Origin of the sequence: Celeribacter naphthalenivorans (genome assembly GCF_020524585.1) — a bacterium.
Classification (GTDB): Bacteria; Pseudomonadota; Alphaproteobacteria; order Rhodobacterales; family Rhodobacteraceae; genus Celeribacter; species Celeribacter naphthalenivorans.
This window is the reverse complement of the sequence record NZ_JAIVLK010000006.1, coordinates 326,769-342,373: the sequence shown is the minus strand read 5'-3', so window position 1 is coordinate 342,373 and position 15,605 is coordinate 326,769. Positions and strand designations below refer to the sequence as shown.

Annotated in this window: 17 protein-coding genes; 11 read left to right on the top strand and 6 right to left on the bottom strand. The window is 61.0% G+C overall.

Annotated elements, in window-relative coordinates:
* Positions 1 to 142 precede the first annotated feature (142 nt).
* Complete coding sequence (locus LC094_RS15095) at positions 143 to 856, bottom strand: FadR/GntR family transcriptional regulator (RefSeq protein WP_226553615.1); 714 nt, start codon at positions 854 to 856, stop codon at positions 143 to 145.
* A 79-nt stretch (positions 857 to 935) separates the two neighbouring features.
* Here LC094_RS15095 and acuI point away from each other — a divergent pair, with 79 nt between their 5' ends.
* Positions 936 to 1,919 (top strand): acrylyl-CoA reductase (NADPH), encoded by a 984-nt coding sequence (gene acuI, locus LC094_RS15090; protein WP_226553614.1) that lies wholly within the window; start codon positions 936 to 938, stop codon positions 1,917 to 1,919.
* Between the two features lie 82 nt (positions 1,920 to 2,001).
* Positions 2,002 to 2,823 carry a sulfite exporter TauE/SafE family protein gene (locus tag LC094_RS15085; RefSeq protein WP_226553613.1) on the top strand — a complete coding sequence of 274 codons (822 nt, stop codon included), beginning with the start codon at positions 2,002 to 2,004 and terminating at the stop codon, positions 2,821 to 2,823.
* Between the two features lie 57 nt (positions 2,824 to 2,880).
* Here the strand turns inward: LC094_RS15085 and LC094_RS15080 are convergent, their stop codons facing one another.
* The 4 genes from LC094_RS15080 to LC094_RS15065 form a co-directional block, all read right to left on the bottom strand.
* Positions 2,881 to 3,075, bottom strand: a complete 195-nt coding sequence (locus tag LC094_RS15080; RefSeq protein WP_226553612.1) for a DUF1289 domain-containing protein — start codon at positions 3,073 to 3,075, stop codon at positions 2,881 to 2,883.
* Positions 3,075 to 3,548: a Holliday junction resolvase RuvX gene (ruvX, locus tag LC094_RS15075; RefSeq protein ID WP_404815022.1), complete on the bottom strand. Its 474-nt coding sequence runs from the start codon at positions 3,546 to 3,548 to the stop codon at positions 3,075 to 3,077. Before ruvX ends, LC094_RS15080 begins: the two co-directional genes overlap by 1 nt.
* Before the next feature lie 10 nt (positions 3,549 to 3,558).
* The gene (gene ccmI / locus LC094_RS15070; RefSeq protein WP_226553611.1) at positions 3,559 to 4,794 is read right to left on the bottom strand and encodes a c-type cytochrome biogenesis protein CcmI; all 1,236 of its coding nucleotides are present in this window, start codon (positions 4,792 to 4,794) and stop codon (positions 3,559 to 3,561) included.
* A 98-nt stretch (positions 4,795 to 4,892) separates the two neighbouring features.
* The gene (locus tag LC094_RS15065) at positions 4,893 to 5,342 is read right to left on the bottom strand and encodes a hypothetical protein (RefSeq protein WP_226553610.1); all 450 of its coding nucleotides are present in this window, start codon (positions 5,340 to 5,342) and stop codon (positions 4,893 to 4,895) included.
* 174 nt (positions 5,343 to 5,516) lie between these two features.
* Here LC094_RS15065 and LC094_RS15060 point away from each other — a divergent pair, with 174 nt between their 5' ends.
* The 6 genes from LC094_RS15060 to rarD all read left to right on the top strand — a co-directional run bounded on the left by LC094_RS15060 (position 5,517) and on the right by rarD (position 10,251).
* Positions 5,517 to 5,678, top strand: coding sequence for a hypothetical protein (locus LC094_RS15060; RefSeq protein ID WP_226553609.1), 162 nt, complete (start codon positions 5,517 to 5,519; stop codon positions 5,676 to 5,678).
* Between the two features lie 161 nt (positions 5,679 to 5,839).
* A complete protein-coding gene (locus LC094_RS15055) occupies positions 5,840 to 6,439 on the top strand; it encodes a superoxide dismutase (RefSeq protein ID WP_226553608.1) in 600 nt (199 codons plus the stop codon).
* A gap of 57 nt (positions 6,440 to 6,496) precedes the next feature.
* Complete coding sequence (locus LC094_RS15050) at positions 6,497 to 7,360, top strand: metallophosphoesterase (protein ID WP_226553607.1); 864 nt, start codon at positions 6,497 to 6,499, stop codon at positions 7,358 to 7,360.
* Positions 7,357 to 8,520, top strand: coding sequence for an amidohydrolase (locus tag LC094_RS15045; RefSeq protein ID WP_226553606.1), 1,164 nt, complete (start codon positions 7,357 to 7,359; stop codon positions 8,518 to 8,520). Before LC094_RS15050 ends, LC094_RS15045 begins: the two co-directional genes overlap by 4 nt.
* Entirely contained in the window at positions 8,517 to 9,146 is a 630-nt protein-coding gene (locus LC094_RS15040) for a hypothetical protein (RefSeq protein ID WP_226553605.1), read from the top strand. Before LC094_RS15045 ends, LC094_RS15040 begins: the two co-directional genes overlap by 4 nt.
* A gap of 154 nt (positions 9,147 to 9,300) precedes the next feature.
* Positions 9,301 to 10,251, top strand: coding sequence for an EamA family transporter RarD (rarD, locus tag LC094_RS15035; RefSeq protein WP_226553604.1), 951 nt, complete (start codon positions 9,301 to 9,303; stop codon positions 10,249 to 10,251).
* On the opposite strand, the gene LC094_RS15030 is transcribed toward rarD, so the two are convergent.
* Positions 10,179 to 10,769 (bottom strand): LOG family protein, encoded by a 591-nt coding sequence (locus LC094_RS15030; protein WP_226553603.1) that lies wholly within the window; start codon positions 10,767 to 10,769, stop codon positions 10,179 to 10,181. The two genes, rarD and LC094_RS15030, sit on opposite strands and share 73 nt — an antisense overlap.
* Before the next feature lie 146 nt (positions 10,770 to 10,915).
* On the opposite strand from LC094_RS15030, the gene LC094_RS15025 reads away from it, so the two are divergent.
* The 3 genes from LC094_RS15025 to LC094_RS15015 all read left to right on the top strand — a co-directional run bounded on the left by LC094_RS15025 (position 10,916) and on the right by LC094_RS15015 (position 15,591).
* Positions 10,916 to 12,199 carry a LysM peptidoglycan-binding domain-containing protein gene (locus tag LC094_RS15025; RefSeq protein WP_226553602.1) on the top strand — a complete coding sequence of 428 codons (1,284 nt, stop codon included), beginning with the start codon at positions 10,916 to 10,918 and terminating at the stop codon, positions 12,197 to 12,199.
* A 104-nt stretch (positions 12,200 to 12,303) separates the two neighbouring features.
* Positions 12,304 to 14,142, top strand: coding sequence for an ABCB family ABC transporter ATP-binding protein/permease (locus tag LC094_RS15020; RefSeq protein WP_226553601.1), 1,839 nt, complete (start codon positions 12,304 to 12,306; stop codon positions 14,140 to 14,142).
* A gap of 51 nt (positions 14,143 to 14,193) precedes the next feature.
* A complete protein-coding gene (locus LC094_RS15015; RefSeq protein ID WP_226553600.1) occupies positions 14,194 to 15,591 on the top strand; it encodes a cryptochrome/photolyase family protein in 1,398 nt (465 codons plus the stop codon).
* The last annotated feature ends 14 nt before the right edge of the window (positions 15,592 to 15,605 follow it).

Genomic DNA, 15,605 nt, shown 5'->3' with positions numbered 1-15,605 from the left:
AAAATGGATCATGTCTGGTGAATGACGCTATCAGGCGTTTGAACCTTTGCAAGCAAGATTCCCGTGAGTTGCACCGGAAGCGGGCGGGACGGGCGGTGTGTGCCATAATTTGATCAAATTATGAGCAGGCCCGTTCCAGACCTTAACTCAAGGCCGTCCGAAGCGTCTGATCCCGCAGATAATCCATCAAAATCTCAAGCCGCGCTCCGACACGCGCCTCCAAAGCCTCCACCATCGCCTCATGCAATGAGATCACCGCATCGCGGTCGCGTTGGCGATAGGTCAGCATGTTCATCAGCGGTTCGATCCCCTCGACCGCCGCGGCCAATTGCCAGGACAGCACCGGATTGCCCGCCGCATCCACCAAAGCCCGGTGAAAGGCGACATCGGAGGCGCAAAACGCCTCGTCCGACAGCTCCGGGTCCTTTTGCCGTGTGATTTCGGCGCGCATTTTGTCGAGGTGGTGGTCCTGACGGTGCTTGGCCGCCAGCCGCACACAGCCTCTCTCCAAGGCAAACCGCGCCTCGCAGGCGGTGGTGATGTCCACCTCATTGAGTGTGATAAGCAGCGTGGCATTTGACGCCATCTGCGTATAGGCGTCCTCAAAACTCTGCCGATGGACAAAGGCCCCGCCGGTGGCACCGCGTTTGGTGCGGATCAGGCTTTGCGCCGCCAAGCGTTTCAAGGCCTCGCGCACGGTGGCACGTGAGACGCCATGGGTCTCGGACAGCTCAGACTCGGAGGGCAGGCGGTCATCGGCCACCAAGGCGCCGCTCAGGATGTCCTGTCGAATGCGCTCCGCGATAGCAGCAGATAAATCCGTTTGTTTTTCGAGCTTTGGTAAATTGTCAGACATTTGACTTGCCAGTGCGATCAATTGTCTGACATTTATGAGGGCAAGTTGGAGAAATTGCAAGATTGAGACGGAGGACCCCATGCGCGCCCTGATCATGGAACAGAATGACACCGGTCTGGCGGAACCGCAGATCAAAGACATTGCCGAATCCGATTTGCCTGAGGGCGATGTTTTGGTGAGGGTGGAGTATTCCACGCTGAATTACAAAGACGGGCTGTGCCTTTCGCCAAAAGGCGGCGGACTTGTGCGCAACTATCCCCATGTGCCGGGCATCGATTTTGCGGGCACGGTGGAGGCTTCTGAGAGTGCTGATTTCAAACCCGGCGACAAGGTGGTGCTCACCGGTTGGCGCGTGGGCGAGGTGCGTTGGGGCGGCTATGCCGAAAAGGCCCGCGTCAAATCCGACTGGCTCGTGCCGCTGCCCGACGGTCTCTCGACGCGTCAGGCCATGGCGGTCGGCACGGCAGGGTTCACGGCGATGCTGGCGGTGATGGCGCTGGAAGATCACGGTCTGTCCCCCGAGAAAGGTCCGGTCTTGGTCACAGGGGCGTCGGGCGGTGTCGGCTCGGTCGCCACGGCCATTCTGGCGCATCTGGGCTATGAGGTCGCCGCCGTCACCGGGCGTCCCGAGGGTGCCGACTATCTCAAATCGCTTGGCGCCACACAGATCGTCGCGCGGGACGATATCAGCGAGACCGTCAAACGCCCGCTCGAATCTGAGACTTGGGCGGGGTGTATCGACGCTGTTGGGGGATCAATGTTGGCGCGGGTGCTTGGGCAAATGAAATACGGCGGCACTGTCGCCGCGATCGGACTTGCAGGCGGCGCCGACCTTCCGGCTTCCGTGATCCCGTTCCTGCTGCGCGGTGTAAACCTTTTGGGCATCGATTCCGTGATGCAGCCGAAAGAGAACCGTCTGCGCTGTTGGAAGCGCATCGCCACGGACCTGCCGATGGAGAAACTCGAAGAGATGGTGCAACCCGCCACGCTCGAAGAGCTGCCCGCACTTGGCGCTGCGATCCTCAAAGGCGGGGTGAAAGGCCGGGTCGTGGTCGAAGTTTGAGCATAAGTGCAGGCGACACCATCCAAAAACGCGCTCTTCTCACTCTTCTCAAGGGCGCGTTTTGCCGTTAACGCTTTGCGTCATGGATATTTCGACACTTCTCCCCTTCGCCGCCCTGATCGCCGTCATCGGCGCCTTCGCGGGCATTCTGGCCGGTCTTTTGGGCGTCGGAGGCGGCATCGTTCTCGTGCCCGCCTTCTACTACGCCTTTGCGGGGCTGGGGTACGACAGTCCGCAGCTCATGCAAATCTGTCTCGCCACCTCCTTGGCGACCATCATCGTGACCTCGATCCGCTCGGCCCTGTCGCACCACAAAAAGGGCGCGGTGGAGTGGCCGATCCTGAAAAGCTTTGCGCCAGGGATTGTCGTGGGTGCCGTGATCGGTGTGCTCGTCGCCTCAAGCCTGCGCTCGGCGACGCTTCAGATGATTTTTGGCGGGGTCGCGATTTTCATCGGGCTTTACATGGCCTTCGGCAATTCCGCCTGGCGGCTGGGCTCTGAGATGCCGAAAGGTCTCATGCGGGCGATCATCTCGCCGCTTATTGGTTTTCTTTCGGTGCTGATGGGCATTGGCGGCGGCTCTTTCGGGGTGCCGACGATGACGCTTTACGGTGTGCCGATCCATCGCGCTGTCGCGACTGCCGCAGGCTTTGGCGCGATCATCGCCATCCCGTCGGTGATCGGATTTCTCTTCGTCAATCTCCCTGCCGAGGTGACACCGCCCTTTACCGTCGGTGCCGTCAATATCGCGGCCTTCCTCTTGGTGATTTGCATGACGCTGATCACCGCGCCTTTGGGCGCGAAGATCGCCCATGCCATGGACCCGAAACCGCTGAAACGCGTGTTTGGTGGCTTTCTGATCCTTGTCGCGCTCAATATGCTGCGCAAGGCTGTGATGGGGTAAGGAGGATTGAGTATTTGACGCACAAAGGAAACGCCGTCTCCTTTGCTGCAAAAATACTCACCTTTGATGTTTGAGCTGTGCCGCGCGGTGCGGCAGTTCGGCCATGATCACGCGACGTGCCTCCGCTGTCATCCGTGACCAGGCTGAGATTTCGTCGATCGAGCGCGCGCAGCCCAGACAGAGCCGGGTGTCCGGGTCGATTTTACACACATCTGTGCAGGGGCTTTCGATCTTTTGACGCGCTGAGGCCATTACAGGTTCCTCAAGCGGTCCAATGCGCCTTGCAGGATCACGCCAGCGGCGACCTGATCGATCTTGTCGGCGCGTTTGGCGCGGGACATGTCGGCCTCCAGCATGGCGCGGTCGGCGGCCACGGAGGACAGGCGTTCGTCCCAGAAGGTGATCGGCAGATCGGTCAACTGGCCCAGATTGCGGGCGAAAGCGCGGGTTTTCTGGCACCGCGGGCCTTCGGAGCCATCCATGTTGCGGGGCAGGCCCAAGACGATGCCTGAGACCTCGCGTGCGGTCAGGAGTTTCAGCAAAGCCTCAGCGTCTAGGGTGAATTTCTTGCGCCGGATTGTCTCCGTGGGCGTTGCGACCGAGCGCAGCCGGTCGGAGATCGCAACGCCAATGGTTTTGTCGCCAAAGTCCAGCCCGGCCAAGGCGCTCATCGGCGGCAGGGAGGCGTTAAATTCTGCGATGTCATCGGTGATCAGGGCGCTCATTCGTCTGTCCTCACTCCACAAGACCCGCACGTTCGGCGCCTTGACGCACCACGGCCAGCGCCTCGGGCGAGGGGCCAAAGATCACCTGCGCCTCGTTCCAGATCGCGCGGGCACGTTCCGTGTCGCCCAGCATGGCGAGCGACGAGATCAGGCGGCCCCATTCCTCGGGCGAGCCGCCTTCGTTGGCGAGACGCGCGGACAGGCCATCGACCATGCCACGGATCATGTCCTGACGCTCTTCCGGTGTCATTTCGGCGGTGGCGTCGATGTCTTCTTGAGTTGGGCCGCGCAGGCCGTCTGCCGCCGGGGCAGGTGGCAGGGTGTAGCGCACGCCTGCGGCCTGGGCGACGGCTTCGATCTGGGCACGGACCGGCGGCACCCAAGGGTCGTCGGCGGCCGAGGAATTCAGCAGCGGGCGCCAGAGTTTGAAGGTCATATCGGGACGGCCGTTTTGCGCGAACATCATGCCGGAATAGTAGATCGCCGTGCCATTTTGCGGATCGCGGCTCAGGGCTTTGGACAGGGCTTCTTCGGCCTCGGGCGAGACATAGCCCCCGGCGGCGAGGATCATCATGTCGGCAAGATCGGCGTAATCGTCTGCGGTGGCGCCTGGGCCTTTGATGCGGATCACCTCTTGCTGAGCGGCATAGGCGCGGTCGTAATTGCCGATCACGGCCTCGTTGCGGGCGAGCAGAATGTGGCCCTGAAGATCGTCGGGGCGGGTTTCCAGCGCCGTGCGCAATTGGCCGACGAGGGTCATGAGCCGCTCGTCAGGCTCTTGGATGGGCGGCGATGAGGGGCGGGTCTGTTCGATCTCGGCCTGAGACGGGCGGTTGGCGCGGATTTCTTCGGCCATCTTAAGGCGATACGACAGCGGCAGGTCTTCACGTTTTGGCTGGCCGAGATCGTAGTAGAGCCAGAGCCCGCTAACGACCAAGACGGTGCCCAGCGCACCTGCGGCCCAGATCGGGGCTGCGGTGGTGGTTTTCGCTTTGGTTTCACGCGCTTTGTCGGCCTCGAGCAGGCGGCGGGAGACCTCGACACGGGCACGTTTGGCGTCTTCTTCGGAAATCACGCCGCGGGCGGCATCGCGATCGACCTCTTTGAGCTGGTCGCGGTAGACCTTCATCTCGATCTCCGCCGCAGAGGCGCTGTCGGCCACGATCCCGCGCGCTCTCAGCAACGCAAGCGCCAAAGGCGCGGCGGACAGGATGGCGATGGCAGTGGCGATGATCCAAAAGGTCATGTCAGGGTCCGTCAAAGAGTTTCCGTTCGGAAGGTGTATCCGGCGGACGGGCTTTGCGAAACCCCTTATGACGTGGGTGTGACCGGCTGTCTCAACCTTTATGTGTTTGGCGGTTGAGAGGGCATCGGCTTTTGTTGGTTTTCTCGAGACGCCTCGAGGTCGCGGATGTCGAAATCGATGTCGACAATATCGACAATATTATCGTCGCCCGTCTCTGGTGTGTCCCATGGCCCCGATGTCCTCGCCTTGAGCTGGGGGTCTTTATCTTGCCACCATTCTTTGCGTCTTGCGTATCGAAAGACGTTGAAAATCATAATCGGCATGGGGGTGAACGTGCCATAAAACGTCATGCGCGACAGCGCCTCGCGCAGATTTTGCGTGACGATTTTACGGCTGGGTGCTGTGCGTCTGGTGGGCTGTTTGGGGCGCGGATCGGACAGCCAATCGTCCTCTTGGTCAATCGACCTGGAGAGTTGGCGCAATGTCTTATGCGCCCACCACCCCAAAAAGGGGAATGCCAAAACCAATAAAATCCAGAGCCAAAACATATCGCCAGTCTAAAGCCTCTTTCATCATACGAACAGTTGAAAAATGCCCGTGATTTTCCGATCTGGATTTTCCTCTCTGCATTCTCGGAACCCTCTGGCGGTATTTTACGTTGTGTTTTCAATCGGTCCCTCTTGGGGACCATGAAATAACGGTTTGACATTAAGGAGACAGTCATGAGTGGCGACAAAAGCGGTGGCAATACCGGTCTCGGAATTCTGGTGGGCGCGATGCTCGTCTTGGTGCTGGGGATCGCCTATTATCTTTTTACCGGCGGGGATGTGCCGCCGATTGGCGATGAGCCGGAAATTCAGATCGATTTGCCGGACGGCAACTGACCGGTGGTCTAGGGGGAGGGCACACATGCGGACAGCGGCGAACACCCGCTGTTCGGCTTTTCTGGAACGATTCCAGTGTTTCGCCCTTGACCCGAGCCCGCCATCGGATCACCTATACCCCCAGACCTGAAACGCATCACTGCTGACTTATGGAGGCCCCAATGGCTTTTGAACTTCCCGATCTTCCCTATGCTCACGACGCTCTCGCCGATCTCGGCATGTCGAAAGAGACGCTCGAGTATCACCACGACCTGCACCACAACGCCTATGTCACGACCGGCAACACGCTGATCGCGGGCACCGAGTGGGAAGGCAAATCGGTCGAAGAGATCATCAAAGGCACCTATGACGCAGGTGCTGTCGCGCAATCCGGCATCTTCAACAACGCGTCCCAGCACTGGAACCACACCCAATTCTGGGAAATGATGGGCCCGGGCGAGAAAGCCATGCCGGGTGAGCTTGAGAAAGCCCTCGTCGAATCCTTCGGCTCCGTCGAAGAGTTCAAGAAACAGTTCTCCGCTGCTGGTGCCAGCCAGTTCGGCTCCGGTTGGGCCTGGCTCGTGAAAGACACCGATGGCGCGCTCAAAGTGACCAAGACCGAAAACGGCGTGAACCCGCTGTGCTTCGGCCAGACCGCTTTGCTGGGCTGTGACGTGTGGGAACACTCCTACTACATCGACTTCCGCAACAAGCGCCCGGTTTACCTGTCGAACTTCCTCGACAAGCTGGTGAACTGGGAAAACGTCGCATCGCGTATGTGATCCGGTGCGATCTAAGTGACTGCGGGATTTTACATCCTTTTAGGGCTGGGAGCCGTCGTGCTCCTGGCCCTTTTTTACGGGTTTTGGATCGAACCGGCCTGGCGTTTGCGTGTCAAACGCTACCGTGTCGAACACCCGGCGTGGGGTGCGCGGGCGCCGATGCGGATCGTGATTATTTCCGATCTGCACGCAGGCGCGCCTTACATCCCTTTGTCGCGGGTCAGACGGATCACCCGCAAAGCCAATCGTCTGGCGCCGGATTTGGCGGTGCTGTTGGGGGATTATTCTGCGGCTCATGGCTGGACCTGGGGGCAGACGGGCAAAGACGACATTATCGGCGCGTTGAAAGAGTTTCGCGGCACACACGGCCGTTTTGCCGTGCTCGGCAATCACGACTGGTGGCAGGATTTCGAGGCCGCCAAGACCCGCGTGCCCTGCGAAGCGCAAAAGGCGCTGACCCGTCACGGCATTCCCTTGCTGGACAATGAGGCGGCGAAATTGGTGCATGAGGGCGGCGAGGTCTGGCTCGTCGGTCTGGGCGATCAGCGCCCCTATGACGAGGGACCCGACGGTGAGGGCTTCGACGATTTGGAGGCCGCCATGCGCGAGGTCACCTCGGAGGCGCCTGTGATCCTTTTGGCGCACGAGCCTGACCTCTTTCCCAACGTGCCCGCGCAATGCATCCTCACCCTCTCGGGCCACACCCACGGCGGGCAAATTCGCATCGGCAGCCGCTCTCCGGTCATCATGGCGGCGGAAAATGAGACGTATTCCTATGGGCGCTATGAGGCGGAGGGGCGCGTGTTGATCATCTCCGGCGGCATCGGCTGTTCCGAATATCCGGTGCGGATCAATATGCCGCCTGAGATTACGGTGGTGACGCTCTGTGCGCCGGGGAATGCTCCGGAGACCACATCATGACACATCCTCTCCCCAAGGCCTGGACCCTCACTCCCGAGATGCGCGCCGAGGCCGTGGCGTTGCGCCATGAGCTGCACCGCTGTCCCGAAGTCTCCGGCGCGGAGCATGAGACCGCCAAACGTATTGCCCAGCGCATGCGCGATCTGGGCGCAGAGGTGATCGAGGGCCTTGGCGGCACGGGCGTCGCCGCCGTCTTTGGCGCGGGCACGAAAACTCTGATGATCCGGGCGGAGCTGGACGCTTTGCCCATCGTTGAGGACTTTGGTCCCGCGTATCGGTCCCAAAATGAGGGCGTCGGGCATCTTTGCGGTCATGACGGCCATATGGCGACGCTTTACGCGGTGGCTTGCGTGCTGGCACAACAGGCGCCCGCCTGCCGCGTGGTTTTGGTGTTCCAGCCTGCCGAAGAGACCGGGCAGGGCGCGCGGGCCGTGATGGCCGATCCGAAATTTACCGCGCTCACCCCCGATCTGGCGATCTCTTTGCACAATCTGCCAAAGCTGCCTCTGGGGTCTGTGGCCTTGCAAGAGGGGCCGGTGGCCTGCGCCTCGCGCGGGCTACATATCCGTTTCACCGGCCAGACCTCTCACGCCGCGCGGCCCGAAAATGGCCGCTCTCCCGGTCTTGTGCTGTCGGAACTGATCCCCGCGCTCGGGGCCCTGTCGCGGGACCTGCCGACCGAAGACCCGGGCTTTCGGCTTTGCACCGTCACCCACGCGCGGCTCGGCGTGCCGTCTTTTGGCATCAGCCCCGGCGAGGCGGAGTTGCAAGTGACGCTGCGCACATTGTTGAACAGTGAAATGTCAGCGCTCGAGGCCGAGGCCCGCGCGCTGATCGAGACCTCCGCCGCCGCCTTTACGCCAGACATCACCATCCACGACGCTTTCAGCCATTCGGTCAATGCGCCCGAGGCGACGGCTCTGTTGGAAGAGGCGGTGAAAGGCCTGCCGCGTGTCGAGGGCGCAATCCCGATGCGTCCGTCCGAGGATTTCGGCCTTTTCGGCACGGAAATCCCGGCGGCGATGCTGTTTTTGGGGTCGGGCGAGGATCAACCAGACTTGCACAACCCGGATTTCGACTTTCCCGATGCGCTTATACCTTTGGGGGCGGAGATTTTCCTGAACGCGATAGAGGCTTTTTGCCAGGGAGATATGATGTGACCGACATGGCGACCTATGCGGCGTTTCGCACGGCCTTTCTGGCGCGGTTTGAGGCGGCTGGTGTCGCCTTCGATCCTTTAGTGCTGCGTTTCATGGACGGTCTTGGTGCGGCCGGGCATGTCCATATCGGCGGCGAGACCATCGTCACGATCGAAGACCCGACGCGGCCCGAGGGTCTGACGAGCGATGTCTATTTCTGCCAGCCGCCCGATCTCGTGCGGCATTGGTTCGGGGAGGGCGGCTATGAAGATCGGATCATTCCCTTTCTGCACGCCTCGAGCACCGGGTCCTATATCGCGCTCTGGCAGGGGGAGGGCCAACCTCAGCGCTACGTGTTCTTAGGCGATGAGGGCGAATGCCTGACTTTGGCAGAGAGCGCTTTTGAGCTGATCCGGCTTTTGGCCATGGGATATATCGAGATTTACGGTCGCAATTCTTTGGCAGAAACGCCTGAGGATCAGTTCGAGGACAGCTTTGATGAGGATTTTATGCCGCCCGCTTTGGCACGGTCTCTCTGTCTCGATGTGACCGGGGAGGCCCCTCCGAAGACATATGCGACGTATCTGCCTCATGCGCCGGGTGCGGACCCCTTTGAGGCCTTCGTGACGGAGGCAATCGGCGGCTAAAGCGTTTCACACAAGGTTTATGTCGCGCTGCGTTTCTTTCTGCCACAGATCAAAAGAAAAACGCTTTGGCCTGTGCAATGCGGGCGTAAGACATCAGACGTCTTGTGCATTTTTGTTCCTTGCAAACCGCCCGCGAAAGGCGCTTTGTCCGCCAATGACTGAGACACAAAAAGGCTGGGTCGCGCTCCTTCTCGCGCAGTCCCTCTGGGGCATCTCGCCGCTCTATTACAAAGTGATGGCCATGGTTCCGGCGACAGAGATTCTGGCGCATCGGACGATATGGACCTTCGTTCTCTTCGGCATCTGGATCGTGATGAACGGCCGACTGGGCGAGTTTTGGCGTCTGATCAGTGGCCCACAACAGCGCAAGGTGATCTTTGCGGCGCTGTTCATTTCGATCAACTGGGGGTTGTTCATCTATTCCGTGCAGTCCGGGCAGGCCTTGGAGGCGGCTTTCGGATATTATGTCTTTCCGCTGGTTGCCACGCTGGTGGGCGTCGTGGTGTTCAAGGAACGTCTCTACGGGCTGCAATATGTCGCGATCTTGCTGGCCGTGGTCGCGGTTCTGGTACTTGGCATCGGGATCGGCAGCCTGCCGTGGATTGCGCTCACGCTGGCGGTGACCTTTTCCATCTATGGCGCGATCAAAAAGACCCTCGTGGCGGGGCCGTTTCTGTCTGTTGCGGCCGAGGTGGTGTTCCTCGTGCCACTGGCGTTGATCGGGCTTGTCGGCATTCACCTCTACGGTTGGGGCGGCACAGAGACACAGGCGGCCGGCAATTTCGGTGCGTCGTGGTACATGTCGCTCATGTTGATCGCCTCGGGTGTCGTGACCGGCGTGCCGTTGATCTTTTTCGCCGCCGCCGCGCGTCGCCTGCCGCTCAACATCGTCGGCATGGGGCAATATATCAATTCGACGATCCAATTCCTGATCGCCGTCTTTATCTTTTCCGAACCCTTCACCCATTGGCATGCCATTGCCATGCCGCTGATCTGGACGGCTCTGGTGCTCTACACGCTGGAGGTGCTGCGTCAGGACCGCTCGGCGCGCCGGGCCCGCAAGGCGGCGACCAACGCCTCGACCGTTTCCACCGTTTCGAAATAGCTCGAGGTCGAGAGCGGCGCGAAGCCTTCGTCGATCACATGATCGATGAGCGCTTCGAGCGGCTGCCAATAGCCGTCGGTGGACAGAAGAAAGATCGGCTTGTCATGCAGGCCGATCTGTTTCCAGGTCAGCACCTCGAAAAACTCGTCCAGCGACCCCGCGCCGCCCGGAAGCACCACGATGGCGTCCGAATTCATGAACATCACCTTTTTGCGCTCATGCATGTTCTCGGTGATGATAAAGCGTGTGAGATCACGTTTGCCGACCTCTTTCGGCAAAAGATGCGTCGGGATCACGCCAAAGGTCTCCGCACCGGCCTTTTGCGCCGCGCGCGCCACGGCCCCCATCAACCCGACATCGCCCGCGCCGTAGACCAGACGCCAGCCTTCGGTGGCGATGGCCTGACCCATTTCAGTGGCGGCAAGCTCGTAGCTGTCCTTGTGGCCCGGACGCGACCCGCAATAGACGCAGACGGAAAACGGCGTGGAATTGGGCGCGGAAACGGGCGTATCGGACATCGCATACACTTTCAAAAAAGGAAGTCTTTGACCCTTGTTAGACCCCTTGCTAGGCTCTCTCAAGTCTTGATCGACGCGAGGATTACCGCAGGGGATGCGGCCAGGTCTGCGTGCTCTGTCTTGGCGGGGTAAACAGGGGACAGAAGATGTCGAACACGAACGGATGGATGCTTCCGGCTGCGGGCGTCGGGGCAGCGGTGATTGTGCTGGCGATCGGGGCCACGCTCTATCTCGCGCGACCGCAGGCGGGGCCGGATTTGGCGCAACCTGACGGCACGGAGGCCCCCGCTGCGGCGGTGGAACTGAGCGCTGCGGATCAGGGCGCTGCCGCAGAGAGCGACCCGGAAATGACCGAGGTCACCGCCCAGCTTTATCCCGCTTTCGATCTGGTGCGCATTCCGCCCGATGGGCTTGCGACCGTGGCCGGGCGGGCCGAACCGGGCGCGACCGTGTCCATTCTGGTCGATGGCGAAGAGGTCACTCAGGCGCAGGCCTCCGAGCGGGGCGAATTCGTCGCGCTCTTTGAGTTGCCCGCGTCGGGAGAGGCCCGCGAAATGCGGCTGATGTCCAAATCCGCCTCGGCAGAGCTTGCCAGTGCGGAAACCGTGCTGATTGCGCCCGCCAGCGCGCCGCCGAAAACGCCGGTCTCTCTGGGTGATGAAACCGATCTGCCGCCGGAGAACTCTGTGGGCGGTGTGTCTGGAACCTCTCAAAGCGCGGGCGTGGCGGTTGCGACGCAGGTTCTGGAGGCGACAGGGATGAATGACGCCGGGCAAAGCACAGGTCAAGTCTCTGAGCCAGAACCGGGCCAGCCGACCGTGTTGATGGCCGATGACGAAGGCGTCAAAGTTCTGCAACAGGCGGGCACGGCGCCCGCGGAGCTGCGCATCGATGCGATCACCTATGACCCGGAGGGCCGGGTCTTCGTTTCGGGCCGTGCCGCGCCCTGGGCGGAGCTTTTGATCTATCTCGATGGGGCGTTTTTGACCGAGGCGCGCGCAGGTGCGGACGGTCAATGGCGGCGCGAACTCGAAGGCGTTGCGGCGGGGCGTTACACCCTGCGTGTGGATCAGGTCGGGGACGAGGGCGCCGTGATTGCGCGCGTCGAAAGCCCGTTCCAGCGCGAAGAGATCGCCAAACTGGCCGAGATTGCGGCGGGATCGTCGGAGGTCGCTGAGCCTGCGGCAGAGACGTCGACAGAGGTGGCGACTTACGCGACAGAGACGGCAGAGACTCCGTCCTCAGCGGCCGGCGCCCGCAAACCCCGCATCGCCTCGGTCACCGTGCAGCCGGGCAACACGCTATGGGGCATTGCCTCCGAGCGCTACGGCGACGGCTATCTCTATGTTCGTCTGTTCGATGCCAACCGGGCGCAAATCCGCGACCCGGACCTGATCTATCCGGGGCAAATTTTCGAAATACCTGAATGAGATCCCGACGCTCTGACGCATAGGTCTCTTGCGCAGAGAGGGCTTGCGCTTGCCAGCGACATAGGACAGGTTGCGCGCCTGTTTCAAAAGTGAAAGGCAACTCTATGCGCGGCAATCGCCCTTTGAGAGTGACCGATGGACCCAAAAACGGCTGGGCGGTGATCCGGGCGGTCATTCCCTATTTCTGGCCAGACAAAACGGCGGAAGATGCCGGCAAAACCAAGGCGCGGGTGATCGTCGCCATGGTGTTTTTGCTGGCCGCGAAACTGGTCACGGTGGGCACGCCGGTGCTTTACAAGTCCGCGGTGGATGCGCTCGCGGGCGAGGGGCAATCTGCCGCCTGGATGCTGGGCGCGGGTGCCGTCGGGCTGACGGTGGCCTACGGCATGGCGCGGCTCATGACCAACGGGTTCAACCAGCTCAGAGACGTGATCTTTTCGCCCGTGGCGCAATCGGCGCTCCGGCAATTGGCGCTTGAGACTTTCAACCACATCCACGCGCTTTCGATGCGCTATCACATCACCCGCAAGACCGGTGGCCTGTCGCGGATCATCGAGCGCGGTGTGAAAGGCGTGGCCTTTTTGTTGCGCTTTCTGGTGTTCTCCATCGGGCCTCTGGCGCTTGAGCTTTTGATGGTTTTGGTGGTGGTCTCTTTTGCCTTCGGACCGACCTATATGCTCGTGCTCTTGGCGACGATCGCGATCTACATTTGGTTCACTTTCACGGTCACCGAGTGGCGCGTTAAACTGCGCAAAGAGATGAACGATCAGGACACGGACGCGAACCAAAAGGCCGTCGACAGCCTGTTGAATTTTGAAACGGTGAAGTATTTCGTCGCCGAGAAACGCGAAGCGGCGCGCTACGACAAGGCGATGGAGGCCTATGAGGTCGCTGCCAACAAGACCGCCTATTCACTGGGGTTTCTGAACTTCGGCCAGTCGTTCTTCATCACCGGGGGGCTGGTGATCGTCATGGTCATGGCCGCCATCGGGGTGCAGAACGGTCAGATGACCGTCGGCGATTTCGTCATGGTTAACGCCTATATGATCCAGATCACCATGCCTTTGAATTTCCTCGGCACGGTCTACCGCGAAATCCGGCAGGCTCTGGTGGATATGGAAGAGATGTTCGACCTGCTGCACCAACCGGCGGAGATCAAGGATGCCCCCCATGCGAAGGACATCAAGGTCACCGGCGGCACGGTCACTCTGAACGCTGTCGAATTCGCCTATGATCCGGCGCGGCCGATCCTGAAAGGCGTCGATCTTGAGGTGCCAGCGGGCAAGACCCTGGCCATCGTCGGCCATTCCGGCTCGGGCAAATCCACCATCGGGCGGCTGTTGTTCCGGTTCTACGATGTCACGGGCGGCAGTCTTCAAATTGACGGTCAGGACATTCGCGAGGTGACGCAGGAAAGCCTGCACCGCGCTATCGGTGTCGTGCCGCAGGACACGGTGCTGTTCAACGACACGATCCGCTACAATATCGGCTACGGGCGCGATGGGGCGACCTATGAAGAGATCGTCGCGGCGGCGAAACAGGCGCAGATTCACGATTTCATCATGGCCCTGCCGGAAGGCTACGAGACGCAGGTGGGCGAGCGGGGATTGAAACTCTCCGGCGGGGAAAAACAACGCGTCGGCATCGCGCGCACGCTGTTGAAAGACCCGCCGATTTTGCTGTTGGACGAGGCGACCTCGGCCTTGGACACCCGCACGGAACAAAGCATCCTTGGCGCTTTGAAACTGGCCGGTGTTGGCCGCACGGTGATCACCATCGCGCACCGCCTGTCGACGATTGCCGACAGCGACGAAATCGTCGTCTTGGACGCAGGTCAGGTGATCGAACGCGGCACCCATGAGGCGCTGTTGAAGCGCGGCGGCGCCTATGCGGCGATGTGGTCGGCGCAGGCCGAAGACCGCGAGGCGGAAGATGCCGCGTGATGTGATCCAAAAGGTGTTTTCGGACGTAACCGTCTGAAACAAGGAGGCATCATGGTTTCGATTTGGTGGATCAGGCGGGATTTTCGCCTCGACGACAACCCCGCACTGGTGGCCGCAGCCAAGGCCGGGCAGGTGGTGCCGGTGTTCATCCGCGATGACACGGTCGACGGGCTTGGCGCGGCGCCGAAATGGCGGTTGGGGCTTGGGCTCGACCATCTCATGGTGCGGATCGAAGAGCTGGGTGGCAAGGTGGTCTTGCGCCACGGCTCAGCCAAGGATCAGCTTTTGCAACTGGTGGACGAGCTGGGGGCAACCAGCGTCTATTGGAACCGGCTCTACGACAAGGCCGCCATCGCGCGCGACACGGAGGTCAAATCCGCGCTCAAAGAGGCAGGTGTTGAGGCGCAGTCGTCAAATGCGCATCTTCTGTTCGAACCTTGGACGGTCGCGACCAAGACCGGCGGCTACTACAAGGTCTACACGCCGTTCTGGAAATCCGTGCGCGATCATCCCGTGCCGGAGCCTTTGGCGCGGCCTGAGATCACTTGGCCTGAGACTTTCCCCGACAGCGACGCTCTGGAAGACTGGCAGCTTGGTGCCGCGATGCGCCGTGGCGCTGAGGTGGTGCTTTCGCATTGTCACATCGGCGAGACGGCGGCGCGGGCGCGGCTCTCGGCCTTTCTCCAACATCATGCGAATGACTACAAAGCGCGGCGCGATTTTCCCGCCGAACCGGTCTGTTCCGGCCTGTCGGAAAACCTGACCTATGGCGAGATTTCCCCGCGTCGCATCTGGTTTGCGGGCTGGCAAGCGATGGAGGAGGGCGCGAAGGGCGCCGAGCATTTCCTCAAAGAACTGGTCTGGCGCGAGTTTGCCTATCATCTCTTGTACCACGAACCCGACCTGCCAGAGCAAAATCACCGCGAAGGCTGGGACAATTTCCCGTGGAGACAGGACAATAAGGACGCCGAGCGCTGGCGTCAGGGACGCACCGGCGTGCGTTTTGTCGATGCCGCGATGCGCGAGATGTTCGTGACCGGCGTGATGCACAACCGTGCGCGGATGATTGCGGCGTCGTATCTGACCAAACACCTGCTGACCGATTGGCGGGTGGGGCTCAGATGGTTTGAGGACTGTCTCATCGACTGGGACCCGGCGTCGAATGCCATGGGCTGGCAATGGGTGGCGGGCTGTGGTCCCGATGCGGCGCCCTATTTTCGGATTTTCAACCCGGACGGGCAGGCGGAGAAATTCGACGCCGAGGGCACCTACCTGCGCCGCTGGATCGCCGAAGGTGAGGCGCGCCCGACGAAGACCGCACTGTCTTATTTTCAGGCTGTGCCAAAATCCTGGGAACTGTCGCCTGAGGACGCCTATCCTGAACCGGTGGCGAGCCTCAAGGAAGGTCGCGAAAACGCGCTTGCGGCCTATGAGTCATTGAAAGGGTGACGAAATCTCAGTTT

Bases quoted from the DNA above. Each gene is read 5' to 3' on its own strand.
- LC094_RS15095 (WP_226553615.1), bottom strand. From the start codon at position 856: ATGTCTGACAATTTACCAAAGCTCGAAAAACAAACGGATTTATCTGCT.
- acuI (WP_226553614.1), top strand. From the start codon at position 936: ATGCGCGCCCTGATCATGGAACAGAATGACACCGGTCTGGCGGAACCG.
- LC094_RS15085 (WP_226553613.1), top strand. From the start codon at position 2,002: ATGGATATTTCGACACTTCTCCCCTTCGCCGCCCTGATCGCCGTCATC.
- LC094_RS15080 (WP_226553612.1), bottom strand. From the start codon at position 3,075: ATGGCCTCAGCGCGTCAAAAGATCGAAAGCCCCTGCACAGATGTGTGT.
- ruvX (WP_404815022.1), bottom strand. From the start codon at position 3,548: ATGAGCGCCCTGATCACCGATGACATCGCAGAATTTAACGCCTCCCTG.
- ccmI (WP_226553611.1), bottom strand. From the start codon at position 4,794: ATGACCTTTTGGATCATCGCCACTGCCATCGCCATCCTGTCCGCCGCG.
- LC094_RS15065 (WP_226553610.1), bottom strand. From the start codon at position 5,342: ATGTTTTGGCTCTGGATTTTATTGGTTTTGGCATTCCCCTTTTTGGGG.
- LC094_RS15060 (WP_226553609.1), top strand. From the start codon at position 5,517: ATGAGTGGCGACAAAAGCGGTGGCAATACCGGTCTCGGAATTCTGGTG.
- LC094_RS15055 (WP_226553608.1), top strand. From the start codon at position 5,840: ATGGCTTTTGAACTTCCCGATCTTCCCTATGCTCACGACGCTCTCGCC.
- LC094_RS15045 (WP_226553606.1), top strand. From the start codon at position 7,357: ATGACACATCCTCTCCCCAAGGCCTGGACCCTCACTCCCGAGATGCGC.
- rarD (WP_226553604.1), top strand. From the start codon at position 9,301: ATGACTGAGACACAAAAAGGCTGGGTCGCGCTCCTTCTCGCGCAGTCC.
- LC094_RS15030 (WP_226553603.1), bottom strand. From the start codon at position 10,769: ATGTCCGATACGCCCGTTTCCGCGCCCAATTCCACGCCGTTTTCCGTC.
- LC094_RS15025 (WP_226553602.1), top strand. From the start codon at position 10,916: ATGTCGAACACGAACGGATGGATGCTTCCGGCTGCGGGCGTCGGGGCA.
- LC094_RS15020 (WP_226553601.1), top strand. From the start codon at position 12,304: ATGCGCGGCAATCGCCCTTTGAGAGTGACCGATGGACCCAAAAACGGC.
- LC094_RS15015 (WP_226553600.1), top strand. From the start codon at position 14,194: ATGGTTTCGATTTGGTGGATCAGGCGGGATTTTCGCCTCGACGACAAC.